This is a genomic window from Paracoccus sp. TD-10 (assembly GCF_048270675.1).
GTDB classification, from domain to species: Bacteria; Pseudomonadota; Alphaproteobacteria; order Rhodobacterales; family Rhodobacteraceae; genus Paracoccus; species Paracoccus pantotrophus.
The window spans coordinates 655,956-672,585 of the sequence record NZ_CP182420.1 but is presented as its reverse complement, the minus strand read 5'-3'; the positions used below and the strand labels follow the sequence as shown (position 1 = coordinate 672,585).

The window sequence follows — 16,630 nt, the reverse complement described above, 5'->3', positions numbered from 1 at the left end:
CGCAGCTGCCGGATTCAGCTTCCAAGGGCACGCAGCGCCCGGACCGAGCGCAACAGCATGTCCTCCAGAATATCGCGATACCCCTCGCCCTTGTCCGTGCTGAACGGATCGGGGCCGGGGGCGGCGGGCTCGATGATGACCGGGCCGTCATAGCCGATATCATCCAGCGCGCGGATCTGTGCGGCGATGTCGGCATGGCCGTCGCCGATGGCGCCGCGGTTGGAATCCGCGACGTGATAGAGGCCGATGCTGGCGCCTCCCGCCCGCAGGGCGGCGGCCGGGCAGGCCTCCTCGATATTCATGTGATAGGCGTCGGGCAGCAGCGACAGGTTGGCCGCGCCGACCCGGTCCAGCAGCGCCAGCCCCTCGGCGACGGTGCGGACCTGATGGCTTTCGTAGCGGTTCAGGATCTCGAAGACGACCGGCAGCCCGGCCGCCGCGGCCATGGCGCAGATGCGGCGGGCGCTGTCGGCCAGCAGCGCGTCCTCCCCGGCCTGGGTCGAGACGGGACGGATCCGCCCCACCAGCCCGTGAACCGAGATGCGCGGCGCGCCATGCCCCAGCTGCCCGGCCCAGCCGACCAGCCTTTCGTAATAGGCCAGCGCCTGTTCGCGGATCGCGGCATCGGGATGCGAGATATCCGCATCGCCCGGCGTGATCGAAAAGATGGTCAGCCCCCGGTCGGCGAAGATGCGCCCGGCCCGGACCGGGTCGATCCCGCCGACATCGCCGTGCAGTTCGACCCCGTCCAGCCCGGCGCGGCTGACCCGCAGGGCGATGGCGGCCAGATCCTCGCCGCCGAAGATCCAGGTGCAGCAACCGGTCGGGCGCATCTCAGGCCCCCAGCATCGCCGGCGTCACCGCCGCCGTCTCGCCGGTCCGGGCCGAACGGGTCGCGGCCTCGGCGCAGGCCAGCGCGGCCACGCCCTCGCGCAGCGTCACCGGCATGTCGGCGCCGGATTTCAGCGCCTCGACGAAGGCGGTCCATTCGTCCTCATAGGCGCGCATGTAGCGTTCCAGGAAGAAATGCACCGGCTTGGCCGAGACGGCGCCTTCGGCGGTGATCTTCTCGACGGTGTTTTCCAGAACGTTCTTTGCCGCCAGCAGGCCCCCGGCCCCCAGCAACTCGATCCGCTGGTCATAGCCATAGCCGGCGCGGCGCGAATTCTTGATGACGGCGATGCGGCCATCCTCCCAAAGCATCGTCACCACGGCGGTATCGACATCGCCCGCCGCGCCGATCTCGGGATCGACCATCGCGCTGCCAGTGGCCGTGATGCGCGCCGGCGGGCCGCCGAAGATCCAGCAGGCCATGTCGAAATCGTGGATCATCATGTCGCGGAACAGCCCGCCCGAGACCTTTACATATTCGAGCGGGGGCGGCGCCGGGTCGAACGAGGTGATCGACAGCAACTCGCCCTTGCCGATCTCTCCGCCGTCAAAGGCGGCCTTCAGCGCGGCGAAGTTCGGATCGAAGCGGCGGTTGAAGCCGATCATCACCGGGCGCCCGGCGTCGTCGGCGGCCTTCAGCGTCTCAAGCGCGCGGTCCAGCGACAGGTCCACCGGCTTTTCGCACAGGACCGCCTTGCCCGCCGCCGTCGCGCGCCGGATCAGGTCCGAATGCGTATCGGTCGAGGTGGCGATCAGTACCGCGTCGATGCCCGCGTCGGCCAGGATCTCATCGACCGAACGCGCCTGGGCGCCGATCCGCGCCGCCAGGGCCTGCGCGGCTTCGGCATGGGCATCGGCCACGGCCACCAGCCGCGAATCCTTGTTTGCCGTCATGGATTTCGCATGGACCTGGCCGATCCGGCCAGCCCCCAGCAGGGCAACCCCGAGCATCCTGCACTCCTCCCTCGAATCAGTCGCAGCATCGTCTGTTAGCGCCAGACTGCTTTCGTTTGCTCGCGCGTGCAAGAAAAATATGCACGCGCGAGCAAACTGCTTCCCACCACGGCGGGGCTGGGATAACCTGCGCCCATGCCCATGCCACCCGATCAGGCCGATATCGACGAGACCGTGACCGCCGACGACGTGGCCGCCGCCGCCGGCGTGTCGCGCTGGACCGTGGCGCGCGCCTTCAAGAAGGACGCCTCGATTTCCCGCAAGAGCCGCGAGAAGGTCATGGCCGCGGCCGAGGCGCTGGGTTACGCGCCCGACCTGCTGGCGGCCTCGCTGGCCTCGGACCGCTCGAACCTGGTGGCGATCATCACCAACGACTTTTCCAACCCGCACAAGCTGGTGCTGCTGGAGCGCCTGACCCGGATCCTGTGGTCGAACGGCTGGGCGACGCTGCTGGTCCATATGTCCGACAGCGAGGATGCCTCGGCCGCGCTGCTGGCGGCCAGCCAGCGCCGGGTGGATGCGGCGGTGGTGATCGGCACGCGCTTCGACGACCGGGTGCTGGACACGGCGCTTGGCGCGCGGCGGCTGAAGAAGCTGGTGATCTTCGCCCGCTACAGCCAGAACCCGAACACGCTGACCATCGCCTGCGACGACAGCGTGGCGATGCGCACCATTGCCGCGGAACTGCATGCCAAGGGCTATCGCCGGCCGCTGTTCGTGGCCGGGCCGGACACGCAATCGGCCAAGCTGCATCGCAAGAACAGCTTCGACGCCTGCTGGCGCGAGATGACCGGCGATGGCGTGCCGGTGATCCATGTCGGCGAATACGATTTCAGCGCCGCCTTCGAGGGCGTTCTTGCCGCCATGCGGGGATACGCCTTGAACCGGCGGCCGGACGTGCTGGTCTGCGAAAACGACATCATCGCCATCGGGGCGATGGATGCCCTGCGCTCGCGGCTGGGGCTGCGGGTGCCGCAGGATGTGGGGGTGACGGGCTTTGACGACATTCCGCTGGCGGCCTCGCCCACCTACCAGCTGACCACCTATCGCCAGCCGGTCACCCAGATGACCGAAAAGCTGTTGGAGGTGCTGGAGGGCAAGCGGACCGAAGACGTGCTGCTGCCCGGCAGCTTCATTCCGCGCAGCAGTGCCTGACCATCTCCCGGATGCCTGTCGTTGCCGCCCCCTGCCCGTCGCGCATCGACAGCCGGGGATGCTGCATTTGCGGCCAGGGCGGCCGAAAGGTGCCAGGCGCAACGCGCCGACGGGCATCCGCCGCCCCCTGCCCTATCGCCCGGCTTCCAACCAACCGCCCCCTTCCAGATCGAACGCATGACCGTATCGAAGGCGCTTGGCAGTGACCCGGGTGCAGCTTGTCCAGCGGCTGCTTGACGGTCAGGAGCAGCAGGCTGCCGTGGCGATGGCGGTGCAGCGCGGCCACCACTTCGGCAAGGGGCCGGTCGTCGAAGACCAGTTCGCCCGAACGCCAGGCATGGGCGAGGTGCATGTCGCGCGGCACGGGGGCCGGTATGGCATGGGGCCCGGCATCGACGCCCATGCCCTCGGCCAGCACGACCGGCGCGGCGGGGCCGGCGACCGGCTCGACCCGCGCGCTGTGCTCGGCGACCCACACTTCGACATCGCCGGCTTGCAGATCGGCCGAGGATTGCGTGCCCAGGGCGGCGATGCGGATGCTGCCCGCCTCGACCACGAAAGGGCGGCCTTGCCGCCCTGCGGCGGGGGCAGGAACGCCTTGCTGAATGCCCCCGATGAGGCCGGGGGCCGGCGCGGTCAGAGGATCGCCCGGCTTTTCAGGACGCCAGGCATCCTGCATGGGCCGATGATCGGCATGCGCCCCTGCCGAGCGGATGTTCGCGGACCCTCGCCGCCATGGCCGGGATCACGCGCACCCGCCCCCAGCCCGTCCGGGGCGATGCGCAGCAGCGAATCCGGCGCCCCTTCGCGATAGTCGGGATATTTCTTGTCATGCGGGGCCTTCACCGTCGGGGGGGTCCGGCCGTCCTTGCCGGCCTCGGGCTGCTCGGATGCGTCGGCAGCGGCATGCGCGGCTTCACCGCATGGTCCCGCGCGTCGATCACCGCCCGCCCGTCAGAAGAATGACATGCGGTCCCGGTTTTGGCAGATATCGCCTGCAACGCAGACCAGCCGGCGATGTGCCACGATCTTGGCCTATGTCTTCAGCCTCTCCACCGGGGCGTTTTCCCGCCCGGCGCCGGTTTTGCGCCGCTTGTCCAGCATTTCCTGATGCTCGATGATCCGGCTCACCGTCTGGTGGCAGGCCGCGTCGGAAGTCCACAGGGGCCGCGCCGCCCGTTCCTCCAGCTTGACCATCGCCACGGACGGCGCAGAAACCTTGCACATGCCGATATGGCCGATCGGCCGGTTCTCAAGCAGGAACATCTCGAGCCAGGCGCCGTTATATGCGTTCTCGAAACCGATCACGGATCGGTCGGGGTCCAAGGCATAGACCGCGATCAGGCCATCCTGCCCCGCCGGGCCTGTCGTCGCGGGGATCAGCGCCTTCGCGATCTCATAGCGCCCCAGCAGCCAGCGCATGACCAGATCCGGCTCATCGCGCAGGGCCGCGGGCAGATCCTCGGCCCTGCCCGAGCGGAACGCGGCAAGCAACGCGGTGTCGAGGCAGCGCCACTGGCCGGTCGCCTCGCAATGGAATGTCAGCAGAAAACGCATCGTCAGCATGCCCTTTGTTCTGTTTTCGCTGCCGGCGGGTCGCAAACGCAGGTAGGCATGGCGGGCGGCGCATGCAAGGGGGGCTGTGACGCAGCGACAACCTGCCCGAGCTGCGGGGCCGGCGATCCGGTCGCGCATTGAAACGCGGAACGGTTTCCGGATCACCCGGTATCTTGCACAAGCCGAACCGTCACCGTGTTCCCAGCCTGATCTCCCTGAGCGGATGGCCGGCGTCGATGAACAGCCGTCCCGCCGGCTTCAACGCGATCCGCAACCGTTCAAGGGCGCGTTGCTCGATATCCGGGTGGCGCCCGTCCAGCGCCCCGACACGCATCGCAAAGGCGATGTCGAAGGGCTCTTCACCCGGCGGCAATGCGAAATCCTCGATCGCCGCTTGCAGGAACCGCAGGCGGCCGGTGGCGATTTCCGCCTTCGATCCTGCCACCGCGCTGTCGATCGCCTTGGCCGAGCGGTCGATGGCGAGGACGAAGCCGTTCCCGACACGGCGGGAAACCGCGCGGGCCGCCACGCCCGGACCGCAGCCGATCTCCAGCACCCTCTGGCCCGGTGCCAGCGGCAAGGCGTCGATGAAGGCTGCGATCCGGTGCGAAATCCGCTGGACCATGATGCTCAGCCCTTGTCGGTCACCTTCGGCCACCAGGTGCCGAAGCACCACAGATTGCCCTCGGGATCGCGGCAGATGAATTCGCGGCTGGCATAGTCGCGGTCGGTCAGCCCTTCCTCGATCGCCGCGCCGGCGGCCTGGGCGCGGGCGAACATCGCGTCGGCATCGTCCACGGCGATATAGAGCGACTTGCCGCCCTGCCCCGACGGCTGGCCCACCATCTCGCCATAGGCGTCCTCCCTGTCGTCGCCGCACATGATCATCGACGAGCCGAAGGCCAGTTCGGCATGGGCGACCTTGTCGCCATCCACGTATTTCGCGTGGGTGGTGAAGCCGAAGGCCCTTTCCAGCCAGTCGATCATCGCCGCCGCGTCGCGGAAGCGGAAGGTCGGGTAGATGCGCGGAGCTTCCATCAGGCATTCCTCCTGTCAGATTGGGTCGTCTTGCCCGGTCCGAATGTCCCGGCCGTCCCGGCATGACCGCTGATGCGGCGCCGATCCGAATTGCCGCTCGAGCCAGCCGACGCCGAAGGCGACGATATCCTGTGCGTCGAACAGATGGCAGCGCGCGGCGCCGACCATGCCCTCGCGGTGCCGGCCCGTCGCGACATAGGCGCGGGCGATGGTCTCGACCGCATCCGGCCGGCCCTCGACCGCAAAGCAATCGAGGATACCATTCGAGTCGAAATCCGTCGCCGCCTCCCAGACCGTCCGGCCATCCGGGCCCAGCATCGGCATCTCGTAGCTCACGCGGCGCTTGCCGGGAATGTCGGCGACGGCCTCGGCGTAATGCAGCACGGTCACGGCATCGAGCGGCGCCCCCAGCAGCAGGGTCTTGCCGCCAAGGCGGACGAAGCGTTCCAGCGGCGAGCCCTCGCCCAGGGCCTGGCCCAGCCGGTGCGGTTCAACCAGGGCGCCGGCCAGCGGGCCGACCGCGACCATCGAGGCATCCGGGTGAGCGCTGCGCCGGGCACCGGGCAGTTCTGCCAGAAACCGGTTCAGCAGGCCGAAGCCGCGATATGTCCCGGCAGTCCGGGGATCGAAGGCGGGCCAATCGCGGCGCAGATCCTCGTCCATCCGGGCGCCGTTCAGCGTCTCCTCATAGGGCGAGCGGTCCCAGGAGGCATATCCCATCACCGTGCCGCCCGGCCCCATGGCATCCAGCAGCGCCTGGGCAACCCCGGCCGCGCCACCCTCGACCGGGCCGAGCGCCTTCAGCGAGGCGTGGACCATCACCAGATCGCCCGACCGCAGGCCAAGCCGCCGGAGATCCGCCGTGATCGTGGCCTTGCTGCGCATGGGCCTAGGGATTGTCCCTGAACCAGTCGGCGATGGCGGGCATGTCGCGCTCGAACCCGCCGGGGATGAAGACGTTCAGCAGACCGACACGCTCGGCGGTGCGGTTCCTGAAGTCATGTGCCACGCCGGCGGGGATGCGCAGGAAGGTCCCTTGCGGCGCGTCCAGCCAGTCCTCCCCGGCCAGGAAGCTGACCGTGCCGGCGATGACGTAGAAGATCTCGTCATTGCCCTCATGCGCATGCGCGCCCGGGCCGTCGGCGCCGGGCTCCAGCCACCATTCCGAGACGCTGTAGCGCGCAGCCGTCTCGCCCTCGTCGGCCTTGAACACCGCCGTCATCCGGCCGAGTTCATAGCGCCGCCCCTTGTCGGGCGGCAGATGCAGGATGCCCTTGCCGGTGTGATCGTCGCTCATCGCTGCCTCCCGGGGTCCGATGGAAAGGACCCCGACAGCATAGCCTGCCGAGGCCCCGCTGTCAGGTTCCTAGCGAGGAGCCCCAATGCCCGGAGGCCCTAAGTCGCGTCCTGATCCGCCTTGCGCAGAACCACCCTCAGCGTGCCGCTGCTGCCGCCGCCGCAGAAGAACCGCGCGCCGCCATCGGACCCCGGACCCGAGACCCCGGCGGCTCTTATCCCCTGCCCCGTCACGCCGTCCCGGCAGAGGCAGCCGCCTCGATCCGGGCGATGTCGATTTTCCGCATCGTCATCATCGCCTCCATCGCGCGCTTGGCCTTGGCGCGGTCGGGGTCGGCCATCAGTTCCATCAGCCGCCTCGGGGTGATCTGCCAGGAATGGCCCCAGCGGTCCTTGCACCAGCCGCAATCGCTTTCCTTGCCGCCGTTTCCGACGATCGCGTTCCAGTAGCGATCGGTTTCTCCTTGGTCTTCGGTCAGCACCATGAAGCTGACCGCCTCGTTCGGCGTGAAAGCCGGGCCGCCGTTGAGGCCGATGAACCTGCGATTGAGGACGGTGAATTCGACGGTCAGCTCGTTGCCCGCCTGGCCGCCGGGATAATCGGACGGGGCAGCGATCACCTGGTCGACATGGCTGTCGGGAAAGGTGGCGGCATAGAATGCGGCCGCCTTTCCGGCCTCGCCATGGTCGAACCACAGGCATGTGACAAGATCGGTCATCTCTGGTCTCCTTTGGTCTGGGGCTTCGCACAGGGTGAACGGGGTCTTCCCTTGCTCGGTTTCCGTTTGCCGCTCTGCCGGCAGCGATCCGCCGCCGCTACTGGTTGATTTCGGGCTGAACCAGGCTCGCAAGCTTGCGCAGGCTTTGCTGCCAGCCCAGGTAGCAGGCCTCGGCCGGGATCAGGTCCGGCACGCCGGCCTGCTCGACGGTCATCTCGGTGCCCACCGACACGGGCTTCAGCGTGACGGTGACCCGCATCTCGCCCGGCAGGTTCGCGTCGTCGAACCTGTCCGTGTAGACCAGCCGCTCGCCGGGAACGAGTTCGACATATTCGCCGCCGAAGGAATGGCTGTCCCCGGTGGTGAAGTTCCGAAAGGACATCCTGTGCTTGCCGCCGACCCTGGCGTCCAGTTCATGGACGGTGCAGAGAAAGCCGAAGGGCGGAAGCCAGCTGGCAATGGCATCCGGTTCGATGAAAGCCCGGTAGATCTTTTCGGGCTTCGCCGCGATGACGCGATGCAGGGTGATGGTGCTGGGCATGTCGGTCTCCTTACCGGTTGGGGTTTTCGCCACCCGCGCCAAACAGCAGCGTCAGGTAGCGGGTCAGGTGGTCCATGCTGTCGGCGGCGACCTGCGGCCCGCCTCTTGCCTTGGCGAGGATGAAGGCGCCCTGCAGCACGGCCTGGATGTGAAGGGCGAGCGATTCTGGCGTCCAGTCGGCCGATAGGGACCGGTCGCGCATCGCCGCCGCGATATCCGCCTCCAGTGTCCGGGCATGGCTGCTGATGCTGCGGTCGCAGGCCTCGCGGATGGCCGGAGCCGTCTCATAGACCTCTTGCAGCATGGTGCCGACGAGGCAGGTGAAATCGGGCACGCCGCCCTGCAGCAAGGCCTTGCGGAAGGCGACATAGCCGATCACGCGGTCAAGCGGATCGGCTTGATCGTGATAGGGCGCCGCGGCGAACAGGGCGCTTGTCACCTCGGACCAATGCTCGGCGGCGGCGGCGCCCAGTTCGTCCTTGTTCTTGAAATGATGGAAGAAGGCGCCCTTGGTGACACCGGCGGCGGCGCATAGCTCGTCGACCGTGGTGGCGCAGTAGCCCTTGGCGCGGATCATCGACAGGGCGGCATCGAGCAGCTTGGAACGGGCGCTGGGTTTCGCGATTCGGGCGGGCATGTCACTCTCCTTGGAATCAAGGATACCGACTGGTTGGTATGTAATCAAGGGCGAAGTGGCGCGGCAATGAGGTTGCTCGCTGGCCCCTCGGATCGCGGGCCGGCCGCTGCCGCGACCAATCCCCGATCGCCGGCGCGGGTATGGGGAATGCCCATGCCGTCCAGTTCCGCGGCGCTCGGCCTCGATCTGTTGGCCTCGTGCAGCGACGGTTCGGGATTGGCGTGACCCATGTGCCCGGATGGCTGGCATGCCATCCCGACCGGCCCCGGCCTCTTGCAGGATATACGGCCTGCATCTCTCGCTTTCGCGCGATCCCCGCTGCCGTGCATGGCCATTCGGCATGGTGTGGATCGCCTATCGGCAGGCCCGATCCGGGAACGGCGCGAAAAGCCGTGCCATCCGGCAAGCCTGGCCGCCAGCAGGCCATGGCGATGCGGCGACCCCGGCGTGCCTGATGGTCGAGCCGCTTCCCGGCATGCCGCGTCGCCAGCGCGCCCCCGGGCGTCAGGATCTCCACGGTTCTGCTTGCCCAGGCTGGCCGGCCCCCGCATCGATGGCGTAGGCGGCACCGCGCGTCGCCGGCGACGGCAGGGCGTTCTGGATCGACCCCGAAGCCCCGTCGCAAGCCTCGCTTTACCGGGGGCGGGATTTATGCGTTCTATTGCGCCTCGGGCCGGCGCTCGCTGCTGGCGGCAGGGGCGCGGGAGACTGGGCCGAAAGCGCGGTCCCCGTGCGGCGGCTTCGGGGAGGGGCGCAGGGCCGGCCGGCGACCAGACGACACGCCGGGTGCCAGGCACCGGGCCAGGCTACGAATTGGGGGGAGAAGCATGACCAAATACGACGAGGGGCTGGAACGGACGGCAGCCAACCACCAGCCGATGACGCCCATCTCTTACCTGCGGCGGGCGGCGCGGACCTTTCCCGATCATCCGGCGCTGATCCATGGCCGCCAGCGCCACGGCTATGCCCGGCTCTGGGCCGATTGCTGCCGGCTGGCCTCGGCGCTGCTGGGCCGGGGGATCGGCCGGGGGGATACCGTCTCGGTCCTGCTGTCGAACACGCCGCCGATGATCCACGCCCATTTCGGCGTGCCGATGGCCGGGGGCGCGGTGCTGCATTCGATCAACACCCGCTCCGATCCGGCGACCGTCGCCTTCCAGCTGGACCATGCGGAAAGCCGCGTGCTGATCGTCGACCGCGAGTTTTCCGCGCTGGCCGCCGAGGCGCTGGCGCTGGCCAGGGTGCGGCCGCTGGTGATCGACTTCGATGACGCCGAATATCCCGACGATGCCCCCCATCCCAAGGGCGAACCCATCGGCCGCCTCGACTATGAGCAGCTTCTGGCCGAGGGCGACCCGGATTTCCCGGGCGCCCTGCCCGGCGACGAATGGGACGCGATCTCGCTGAACTATACCTCGGGGACGACCGGCAATCCCAAGGGCGTCGTCTATCACCATCGCGGCGCGGCGCTGATGGCGTTGAACAATATCATCCATGCCGGGATGGGCCGGCATCCGGTCTATCTGTGGACGCTGCCGATGTTTCACTGCAACGGCTGGTGCTTTCCCTGGACGGTGCCGGTCCAGGCGGGCACGCAGGTCTGCCTGCGCTGGGTCCGGGCGGGCGCGATCTTCGACGCCATCGCCGATCACGGCGTCACGCATCTGTGCGGGGCGCCCATCGTCATGTCCACCCTGCTGAACGCGCCGGCCGACCAGAAGCGCAGCTTTCCGCAGCAGGTGATGTTCAACACCGCCGCCGCCCCGCCGCCCGAGACGGTGCTGCAAGCCATGGCGCAGGCCGGCTTCGGCGTCACCCATCTTTACGGCCTGACCGAGACCTATGGCCCGGCCGTGGTGAACGAATGGAACCCCGGTTGGAACGGGCTGCCGCCCGCCGAGCAGGCGGCGCGCAAGGCCCGGCAGGGCGTGCGCTACCTGTCGCTGGACGAACTGGCGGTGATGGATCCGGAAACCATGCAGCCCGTGGCTGCCGACGGCCGGACGCTGGGCGAGGTGATGTTTCGCGGCAATGTGGTGATGAAGGGCTATCTGAAGAACCCGGACGCGACCGCGGCGGCCTTTGCCGGCGGCTGGTTCCATTCCGGCGACCTGGCGGTGATGCATCCCGACGGCTATATCCAGCTCAAGGACCGCTCCAAGGACATCATCATCTCGGGCGGCGAGAACATCTCCTCGATCGAGATCGAGGAGCAGCTTTACCGCCATCCCGCCGTGGCGCTTTGCGCTGTCGTCGCCATGCCCAGCGAGAAATGGGGCGAGACCCCCTGCGCCTTCGTGGAACTGCGCGAGGGCGGCGAGGAAACCGAGGCCGGGCTGATCGCGCATTGCCGGGCGGGCCTTGCGGGCTACAAATGCCCGTCGCGGGTGGTGTTCGGTCCGCTGCCCAAGACCTCGACCGGCAAGGTCCAGAAATTCGCGCTGCGCGCGCGGGCGGCCGAACTGGCGCGCGAAACCGCCTGAAAGGCGGGCAGCGGACTCTGCTGCTTCTCGCGCCGCATCGGCCTTGCCCGGTCCGGTCGATAACCGCGCGGTCCCGGATGCGGCCGGCGACGTTTTCGGCGGCTGCTCCGGCAAGGATGCGATGCGTCAAGGCGTCCGGCGAGCGCATCGCAGCGCGCGACCCGGACCGCCGCGATCCGGCGCCGTATCGCATCGCGTGCATCGGCTCCATGGGCTCGGCTGCGCAAGGATCGCGCGGCGCAGGGCATCGGCGGGGAAAGGGGCGTGATCGCTCAGCCGCAGGATTGCCGCCCGCCATGCCCGATTGCATGTCACAGCAAGATCGAACCTGGGACGAGGATGACCATGAGCGGCCACCATTGCAGGCTGCACCGGAAAGCCGCATCTGCGCCATCCGGCCGGTTTCCCGGCTTCAGATGAACAATGCCCGGATCGCCGGGGTGATCGGCACGCCTTGCGCAGCCGCCTTGGCGCGGCGCTGGTAGCGGTGGTCTCCGGGCAGTCGCGCCATTCCCATGTCACGCAGCATCTGCACCAGCCCGGCAACGCGCCCGCCGAACCGGTCATTGCCGCCGCGCTGCGGGTCCAGCACGATCAGCAACTGCCCGGTGCGCGGAATCTCGGCCCCCGGCGCCGAGGACATGTCCACCTCATGCGAGAAGGGCCCGCCGGTCAGGGCCGAGGCGAGCAGCTCGACCATCAGGGACAACAGGGCGCCCTTGTGGCCCCCGAACGGCAGGATGCCGCCCTCGTCCAGGATTTCCGCGGGGTCTTCCGTATCCCTTCCCTGCCGACCGATCCCGGTGCCAAGGGGAACGCGCCGCCCTTCGTCCCGCGCGATGCGCAGGTCGCCCTGCGACATGGACGAGGTGGCGAAATCCATCGCGATGGGCATGCCGCCCTCGACCGGCGTGGCGAAGGCAATCGGATTGGTGCCGAAAACCGGCCGGGCAACGCCCCTCGGCATGACGGCCGGCCCTCCGGTCACCATGGTCAGCGCAACCAGCCCGGCATCGGCCCAGGGCTCGACATCGGGCCAGAGCGCGCTGAAATGATGCGAATTGCGCAGCGCGACGATCGCGGCGCCGCTTTCGCCGATCATGGCCCGGATGTCCTCGCACGCGGCCTCAAGGGCCGGCTGGGCGAAGCCGTTCATGGCGTCGATGCGCAGATAGGATGCGCCGACACGAGCGATCTGCGGCTGCGCATGACCGTCCACCCAGCCGCTGCGCAAGGTCGAAAGGTAGCCGGGGATGCGAAACACGCCATGGCTGAAGGTGCCGTCGCGCTCGCACGCCGCGCAGTTCCGGGCAAGGATCGCCGCCACCTCTTCCGAGGCGCCCGCCTCCTCCAGCAGGCTCCGCAGGCGCAGGACCAGCAGGTCGAACGGGACATGCGTGGCATTCGGGTCAAGGGCAAAGGTCATCATGTCATCTCTCGGTCAACCGTCGAACCAGGTGTCGGCAAGCGTAAAGCCCTGGGGATAGGGATCCGTCGGGTCGAGCCCCATCTGATAAAGGCCGGTGATCCAGGCCTGCCCGGCGATGGCGGGGATCACCGCATCGTATTGCGCAAGCCGGGTCAGCCCGTCGATCTGGCAGGTGAAGCGGCTGCCGGTGATCGATTCGTGGATGAAGGTCTCGCCCGGCTTGATCTCGCCGCGGGCATGCATCAGCGCCAGGCGCGCCGAAGAGCCGGTGCCGCAAGGCGAGCGGTCGCAGCGTCCGGGCGAGACGACGACCGTATTGCGCGCCATCAGCCGGCCGTTTTCGCGGCGCAGCGGCCCCATGAACTCGGTATTGGTGATGCCCGGCATGTCGGGGTTTCCGGGATAGGCGACCGGCAATTGCTCGACCGCTGCCGCCTTCAGACGCTGGCCCAGGTCGCAAAGGTCGCGCGCCTCGTGCGGTTCGATGGCAAAGCCCAGGTCGGCCGCCTCGACCATGGCATAGGTCATGCCGCCATAGGCGACATCCATGCGGACCGAGCCCAGGCCGGCGACCTCGACCATGGCGTCCCGGTGATAGCAAAAGGCGGGCTGGTTGACCAAACGGACGCTCAGCACCTTGCCGTCCCGGCATTCGCAGCGGACCCGGATCAGCCCCGCGGGCGCCTCGAGCACCAGTTCGGTCACCGGCTCGACCATGGGCAGAATGCCGGTTTCCAGCAGGACGGTCGCCACGCAGATCGTGTTCGAGCCGGACATGGCCGGATATTCCGTCGTCTCGAGGATGACATAACCCATCGCCGCTTCCGGGTGGTTGGAGGGCAGGATGATGTGGCATTATGCCAGACCGCACCGCGCGGCTCGAACAGCACCAGCTTGCGGATCTCGTCCAGGTTGCTTTCAAGCCAGAGCTTCTTGTCGAACATGGTCTGGCCGGGAACCTGCCCGACCCCTCCGGTGATCACCCGGCCGATCTCGCCCTCGCAATGGCTATCGACAACGTTCAGGGTCCGCTTCCAGCGCATGGCTTGGCTCCATCAGTAAGGGCCGCCTCCCCCGGCGGGGAAGGCGGCATTGGGGGTTATTGCCCGGCTTTCACATATTCCTGCCAGCGGGCCAGGAAATCGTCGCGATTGGCGGCTGCCTCGGCCTCGTCGGTCGGGAAAAGCTTCAGGCTGTCCAGCGCCGGCAGGTCGACATGTTCGGACACGTCGATATCCGCGCGGCTCGGGCGGCGGAAGGTGTTTTCCAGCAGGGCGACCTGCATGTCCCTCGACAGCATCACGTCGAACGCACGACGGGCGGCCTCCGGCGCCGGGCCGCCCTTGATCAGGGCCTGGAACTCGGGGGATGTGAAGGTTCCCTCCTCCGGATAAAGCAGCGCAATCTCGGCCTGGCCGCCGGCGACAAAGGCGTAGGCATTCGATTCATAGGTGAAGCCGGCAGCGAACTCGCCCTGCCCCACGCCCCGCAACACCGCGGAAGCCGAGCTGTTTACCACGACATTCGCGGCCAGTTGCTTCAGCGCCTCGGTTCCCATGAGCTTTTCGAAGCCCCAAAGGATCGTGAAGGCCGTCGAACTGTTGTTCGGATCGGCAATCGCGACCTTGCCCTTCCAGGCCGGATCCAGGAAATCCTGCCATTTCGTCGGCGCGGGCAGTTCTCCAAGCTGGTCCGTGTTCACCATCCCCACGACGACATGCAGGTTGGTGGCGGTCCAGGGGCTTTCCGGCCGCTTGAGATCGTCCTGGATTGCCTCGGCCTCGGGCGAGGCATAGGGTTCGAAATATTCCCGGAACCCCGCCAGCGTGTTCTCGCTTGAGTTCCAGAACAAGTCGCCCTGCGGTGCGCTTGCCTCGGCCTCGACCCGACGCAGCAACTGGCCGCTGCCGCCGGTGATCGTGCTGAGCGACAGTTCGGGCGCCTTTTCGGAAAAGACCTCCGTCACGGCCTCGACCGCCTGCGCGTTGTTCGGGGTATAGATGACGACCTTGCCGCCATCTTGGGCCAAAGCCGGCAGAGGCAGGATTGCCAAGGCACAGGCCATCATGAATCCGCGTCTTTTCATGGTTGTTCCTTCCTGTTGCAAGTTATGTTTGCGGTCCTGCCCGGCTGGGCGCGGACCTTCTTTTCAGGTCGAGAACAGATCGACCTTGAACACCTTGGTGGCGACGATGATCGGCAGCAGGATGACCGCGATCAACAGCACGCCATAGGCCGAGGCCTGCCCCATCAACCCGCTGTCGATCAGCTTGAAGATCTCGATCGGCATGGTCTCGCGGCCGCCCGAATACACGATGATCGAGGCGCTGAGTTCGGCCACCGTTGTCGTCCAGGTCAGCACCGCCGCCGCTGCGATGGCGGGTGCCATGACCGGCAGCACTGCCTTGAGAAAGCTCCGCACCGGCGGCACGCCCAGGCTGATCGAGGCTTCCTCGATCGAGTCGGGGATATTGTAGAGCGTCGAGGAAGCGTTGCGGACACCGAACGGCAGCCGGCGGGCAATATAGGCTAGGACGATGATCGCCCCGGTGCCGCCCAAGGGGATCAATCCACCGGTCCCGAAGGCCATCAGCAAGCCGATGCCGATGGCGGTGCCGGACAGCGCCAGAGGCAGCACGACCAGATAGTCCAGAACGGGTGTCAGGACATTCTTCTTCTTGACGATCAGATAGCTGGCCAGGGTGCTGAACGCGATGGCGATGGCGACTGCGGTGGCCGAATAGAGCAGCGTGTTGGTGATCGCGTCGGGAAAGCGGGTGAACAGGCGCTCGAAATTCGCGGTTGTCCACTCTCCCCAGCGGGTGACTGGCCCCCGCTGCACGGTGAACGACCCGGCAAGCAGCGTGACCAGCGGCAGAAGCGACAGAACGACCGGAACCGCGACGGCCAGTCCGCCCAGCCGGCCCCTGAGCCCACCAAGGCGCTGGGGCCGGGCATGCCGGCCCTGCACGATCTGGTGCCGGCCGCGGGAGACGATCCAGCGTTGCAGGAAAAGAACCGCCAGGATCAGACCGACTGCGGTGCTGGCAAGCGTGCTTTGCATGACGCGATCGCCCCCGCCCTCGGCCACGGCGCTTTGATAGGTCAGCACGGACAGCAGCCGGACCCTGCCGCCCAGGATGGTGGCGGTGGCAAAATTGCCGATGACCAGGGTGAACACCAGCAGGCCGCTCGACAGGATTGCGGGCATGATGACCGGAACCAGCACATGCAACCGCGCCTTGGCGGGCGGCGTGCCCAGGCTTTGCGCGGCCTCCTCCAGCTGGATATCGAAGCCCTTCACCGCCGCGAGCGTGCCGATATACACATAGGTGTAATAGGCGAAGGTCATGGCGATCGTCAGGCCCGGCCAGCCGTAAAAGCTTGGCAGGCGCACACCCTGGGCCAGAAACCATTTGGTGATGATGCCGTTGTTGCCAAGCAGCATCAGCCAGGTCTGGGCCGAGATCACCTCTGGCACGACGATGGTGATCAGCGGCAGGATCGTCACGATGCCCTTGCCCGGGAAATCGTAACGGGCGGTGAAATAGGCAAGCGGCACCCCGACCGCAACGCTTGTCAGGGTGACAATAACCCCCAGCAGCAAGGAGTTGCGGATCGCTTCCGTATAACGCGGCTCCGACAGCAGGATCGCCCAGCCGTTGCGACCGCCGCTGATGCTTCCGGTCAGCAGGTTCAGCACCGGATAAAGCAGGAATACGGCGGCAAGAAAGATGGCCGCAGCCGTGAACCAGATCCAGATGGTGCGATGGTTGAAAAGCCGTGTCATGATGCCAGCACCAGCGTCTTGGCAGGGTCCAGCACCACGCCCACGGCCGCGCCGGGGTGATGGCTGTCATGGTCTTCGCCATGCACATCGACGAACAGGATGCGTTCGCCCGGAATCTCGATCCGATAGCTGGTCGACTG

Annotated in this window: 17 protein-coding genes and 2 pseudogenes; 2 read left to right on the top strand and 17 right to left on the bottom strand. The window is 67.4% G+C overall.

Annotated features, from left to right (window positions below):
• Positions 1 to 14 precede the first annotated feature (14 nt).
• Together ACNKFW_RS21985 and iolG are read right to left on the bottom strand one after the other, a co-directional pair.
• The gene (locus ACNKFW_RS21985) at positions 15 to 833 is read right to left on the bottom strand and encodes a sugar phosphate isomerase/epimerase family protein (RefSeq protein ID WP_333483822.1); all 819 of its coding nucleotides are present in this window, start codon (positions 831 to 833) and stop codon (positions 15 to 17) included.
• A gap of 1 nt (position 834) precedes the next feature.
• Entirely contained in the window at positions 835 to 1,842 is a 1,008-nt protein-coding gene (iolG, locus tag ACNKFW_RS21980) for an inositol 2-dehydrogenase (RefSeq protein WP_333483823.1), read from the bottom strand.
• 138 nt (positions 1,843 to 1,980) lie between these two features.
• Between iolG and ACNKFW_RS21975 the strand changes: the two genes are divergently transcribed.
• Positions 1,981 to 3,000, top strand: a complete 1,020-nt coding sequence (locus ACNKFW_RS21975; RefSeq protein ID WP_333483824.1) for a LacI family DNA-binding transcriptional regulator — start codon at positions 1,981 to 1,983, stop codon at positions 2,998 to 3,000.
• Here ACNKFW_RS21975 and ACNKFW_RS21970 read toward each other — a convergent pair.
• The 10 genes and pseudogenes from ACNKFW_RS21970 to ACNKFW_RS21925 all read right to left on the bottom strand — a co-directional run bounded on the left by ACNKFW_RS21970 (position 2,978) and on the right by ACNKFW_RS21925 (position 8,788).
• A complete protein-coding gene (locus ACNKFW_RS21970) occupies positions 2,978 to 3,556 on the bottom strand; it encodes a hypothetical protein (protein WP_418025651.1) in 579 nt (192 codons plus the stop codon). The two genes, ACNKFW_RS21975 and ACNKFW_RS21970, sit on opposite strands and share 23 nt — an antisense overlap.
• 479 nt (positions 3,557 to 4,035) lie before the next feature.
• Positions 4,036 to 4,722, bottom strand: a complete 687-nt coding sequence (locus ACNKFW_RS21965) for a hypothetical protein (protein WP_418025649.1) — start codon at positions 4,720 to 4,722, stop codon at positions 4,036 to 4,038.
• A 25-nt stretch (positions 4,723 to 4,747) separates the two neighbouring features.
• Positions 4,748 to 5,182 (bottom strand): class I SAM-dependent methyltransferase, encoded by a 435-nt coding sequence (locus ACNKFW_RS21960; protein WP_333483827.1) that lies wholly within the window; start codon positions 5,180 to 5,182, stop codon positions 4,748 to 4,750.
• Between the two features lie 5 nt (positions 5,183 to 5,187).
• Positions 5,188 to 5,595: a VOC family protein gene (locus ACNKFW_RS21955; protein WP_418025647.1), complete on the bottom strand. Its 408-nt coding sequence runs from the start codon at positions 5,593 to 5,595 to the stop codon at positions 5,188 to 5,190.
• A 15-nt stretch (positions 5,596 to 5,610) separates the two neighbouring features.
• The gene (gene aac(3) / locus ACNKFW_RS21950) at positions 5,611 to 6,480 is read right to left on the bottom strand and encodes an aminoglycoside 3-N-acetyltransferase (protein WP_418025645.1); all 870 of its coding nucleotides are present in this window, start codon (positions 6,478 to 6,480) and stop codon (positions 5,611 to 5,613) included.
• 4 nt (positions 6,481 to 6,484) lie between these two features.
• Positions 6,485 to 6,892: a cupin domain-containing protein gene (locus ACNKFW_RS21945; RefSeq protein WP_147429319.1), complete on the bottom strand. Its 408-nt coding sequence runs from the start codon at positions 6,890 to 6,892 to the stop codon at positions 6,485 to 6,487.
• A 98-nt stretch (positions 6,893 to 6,990) separates the two neighbouring features.
• A pseudogene (locus ACNKFW_RS21940) lies at positions 6,991 to 7,098 on the bottom strand (glutamine cyclotransferase); the annotation flags it as partial.
• Positions 7,099 to 7,121: 23 nt separating this feature from the next.
• Complete coding sequence (locus ACNKFW_RS21935) at positions 7,122 to 7,610, bottom strand: VOC family protein (RefSeq protein WP_147429320.1); 489 nt, start codon at positions 7,608 to 7,610, stop codon at positions 7,122 to 7,124.
• Between the two features lie 97 nt (positions 7,611 to 7,707).
• Complete coding sequence (locus ACNKFW_RS21930; RefSeq protein ID WP_024844579.1) at positions 7,708 to 8,151, bottom strand: SRPBCC family protein; 444 nt, start codon at positions 8,149 to 8,151, stop codon at positions 7,708 to 7,710.
• A 10-nt stretch (positions 8,152 to 8,161) separates the two neighbouring features.
• Positions 8,162 to 8,788: a TetR/AcrR family transcriptional regulator gene (locus tag ACNKFW_RS21925; protein ID WP_333484307.1), complete on the bottom strand. Its 627-nt coding sequence runs from the start codon at positions 8,786 to 8,788 to the stop codon at positions 8,162 to 8,164.
• Between the two features lie 827 nt (positions 8,789 to 9,615).
• Here ACNKFW_RS21925 and ACNKFW_RS21920 point away from each other — a divergent pair.
• On the top strand, positions 9,616 to 11,271 hold the full coding sequence (locus ACNKFW_RS21920; RefSeq protein WP_333484306.1) for an acyl-CoA synthetase: 1,656 nt from the start codon (positions 9,616 to 9,618) through the stop codon (positions 11,269 to 11,271).
• Positions 11,272 to 11,683: 412 nt separating this feature from the next.
• Here the strand turns inward: ACNKFW_RS21920 and ACNKFW_RS21915 are convergent, their stop codons facing one another.
• From ACNKFW_RS21915 to ACNKFW_RS21895, 5 genes and pseudogenes are all read right to left on the bottom strand, one after another.
• Positions 11,684 to 12,700 (bottom strand): Ldh family oxidoreductase, encoded by a 1,017-nt coding sequence (locus ACNKFW_RS21915; RefSeq protein ID WP_143091240.1) that lies wholly within the window; start codon positions 12,698 to 12,700, stop codon positions 11,684 to 11,686.
• A gap of 12 nt (positions 12,701 to 12,712) precedes the next feature.
• Positions 12,713 to 13,743: pseudogene (locus ACNKFW_RS21910) on the bottom strand (proline racemase family protein).
• Between the two features lie 56 nt (positions 13,744 to 13,799).
• The gene (locus ACNKFW_RS21905; protein WP_024844574.1) at positions 13,800 to 14,786 is read right to left on the bottom strand and encodes an extracellular solute-binding protein; all 987 of its coding nucleotides are present in this window, start codon (positions 14,784 to 14,786) and stop codon (positions 13,800 to 13,802) included.
• Positions 14,787 to 14,849: 63 nt separating this feature from the next.
• Positions 14,850 to 16,490, bottom strand: a complete 1,641-nt coding sequence (locus ACNKFW_RS21900) for an ABC transporter permease (protein ID WP_123130452.1) — start codon at positions 16,488 to 16,490, stop codon at positions 14,850 to 14,852.
• A complete protein-coding gene (locus ACNKFW_RS21895; RefSeq protein WP_418025873.1) occupies positions 16,487 to 16,588 on the bottom strand; it encodes a hypothetical protein in 102 nt (33 codons plus the stop codon). Before ACNKFW_RS21895 ends, ACNKFW_RS21900 begins: the two co-directional genes overlap by 4 nt.
• Positions 16,589 to 16,630: the final 42 nt, after the last annotated feature.

Coding starts and splice junctions, on each gene's coding strand:
- ACNKFW_RS21985 (WP_333483822.1), bottom strand. CDS start 833: ATGCGCCCGACCGGTTGCTGCACCTGGATCTTCGGCGGCGAGGATCTG.
- iolG (WP_333483823.1), bottom strand. CDS start 1,842: ATGCTCGGGGTTGCCCTGCTGGGGGCTGGCCGGATCGGCCAGGTCCAT.
- ACNKFW_RS21975 (WP_333483824.1), top strand. CDS start 1,981: ATGCCCATGCCACCCGATCAGGCCGATATCGACGAGACCGTGACCGCC.
- ACNKFW_RS21960 (WP_333483827.1), bottom strand. CDS start 5,182: ATGGTCCAGCGGATTTCGCACCGGATCGCAGCCTTCATCGACGCCTTG.
- ACNKFW_RS21955 (WP_418025647.1), bottom strand. CDS start 5,595: ATGGAAGCTCCGCGCATCTACCCGACCTTCCGCTTCCGCGACGCGGCG.
- ACNKFW_RS21945 (WP_147429319.1), bottom strand. CDS start 6,892: ATGAGCGACGATCACACCGGCAAGGGCATCCTGCATCTGCCGCCCGAC.
- ACNKFW_RS21935 (WP_147429320.1), bottom strand. CDS start 7,610: ATGACCGATCTTGTCACATGCCTGTGGTTCGACCATGGCGAGGCCGGA.
- ACNKFW_RS21930 (WP_024844579.1), bottom strand. CDS start 8,151: ATGCCCAGCACCATCACCCTGCATCGCGTCATCGCGGCGAAGCCCGAA.
- ACNKFW_RS21925 (WP_333484307.1), bottom strand. CDS start 8,788: ATGCCCGCCCGAATCGCGAAACCCAGCGCCCGTTCCAAGCTGCTCGAT.
- ACNKFW_RS21920 (WP_333484306.1), top strand. CDS start 9,616: ATGACCAAATACGACGAGGGGCTGGAACGGACGGCAGCCAACCACCAG.
- ACNKFW_RS21915 (WP_143091240.1), bottom strand. CDS start 12,700: ATGATGACCTTTGCCCTTGACCCGAATGCCACGCATGTCCCGTTCGAC.
- ACNKFW_RS21905 (WP_024844574.1), bottom strand. CDS start 14,786: ATGAAAAGACGCGGATTCATGATGGCCTGTGCCTTGGCAATCCTGCCT.
- ACNKFW_RS21900 (WP_123130452.1), bottom strand. CDS start 16,490: ATGACACGGCTTTTCAACCATCGCACCATCTGGATCTGGTTCACGGCT.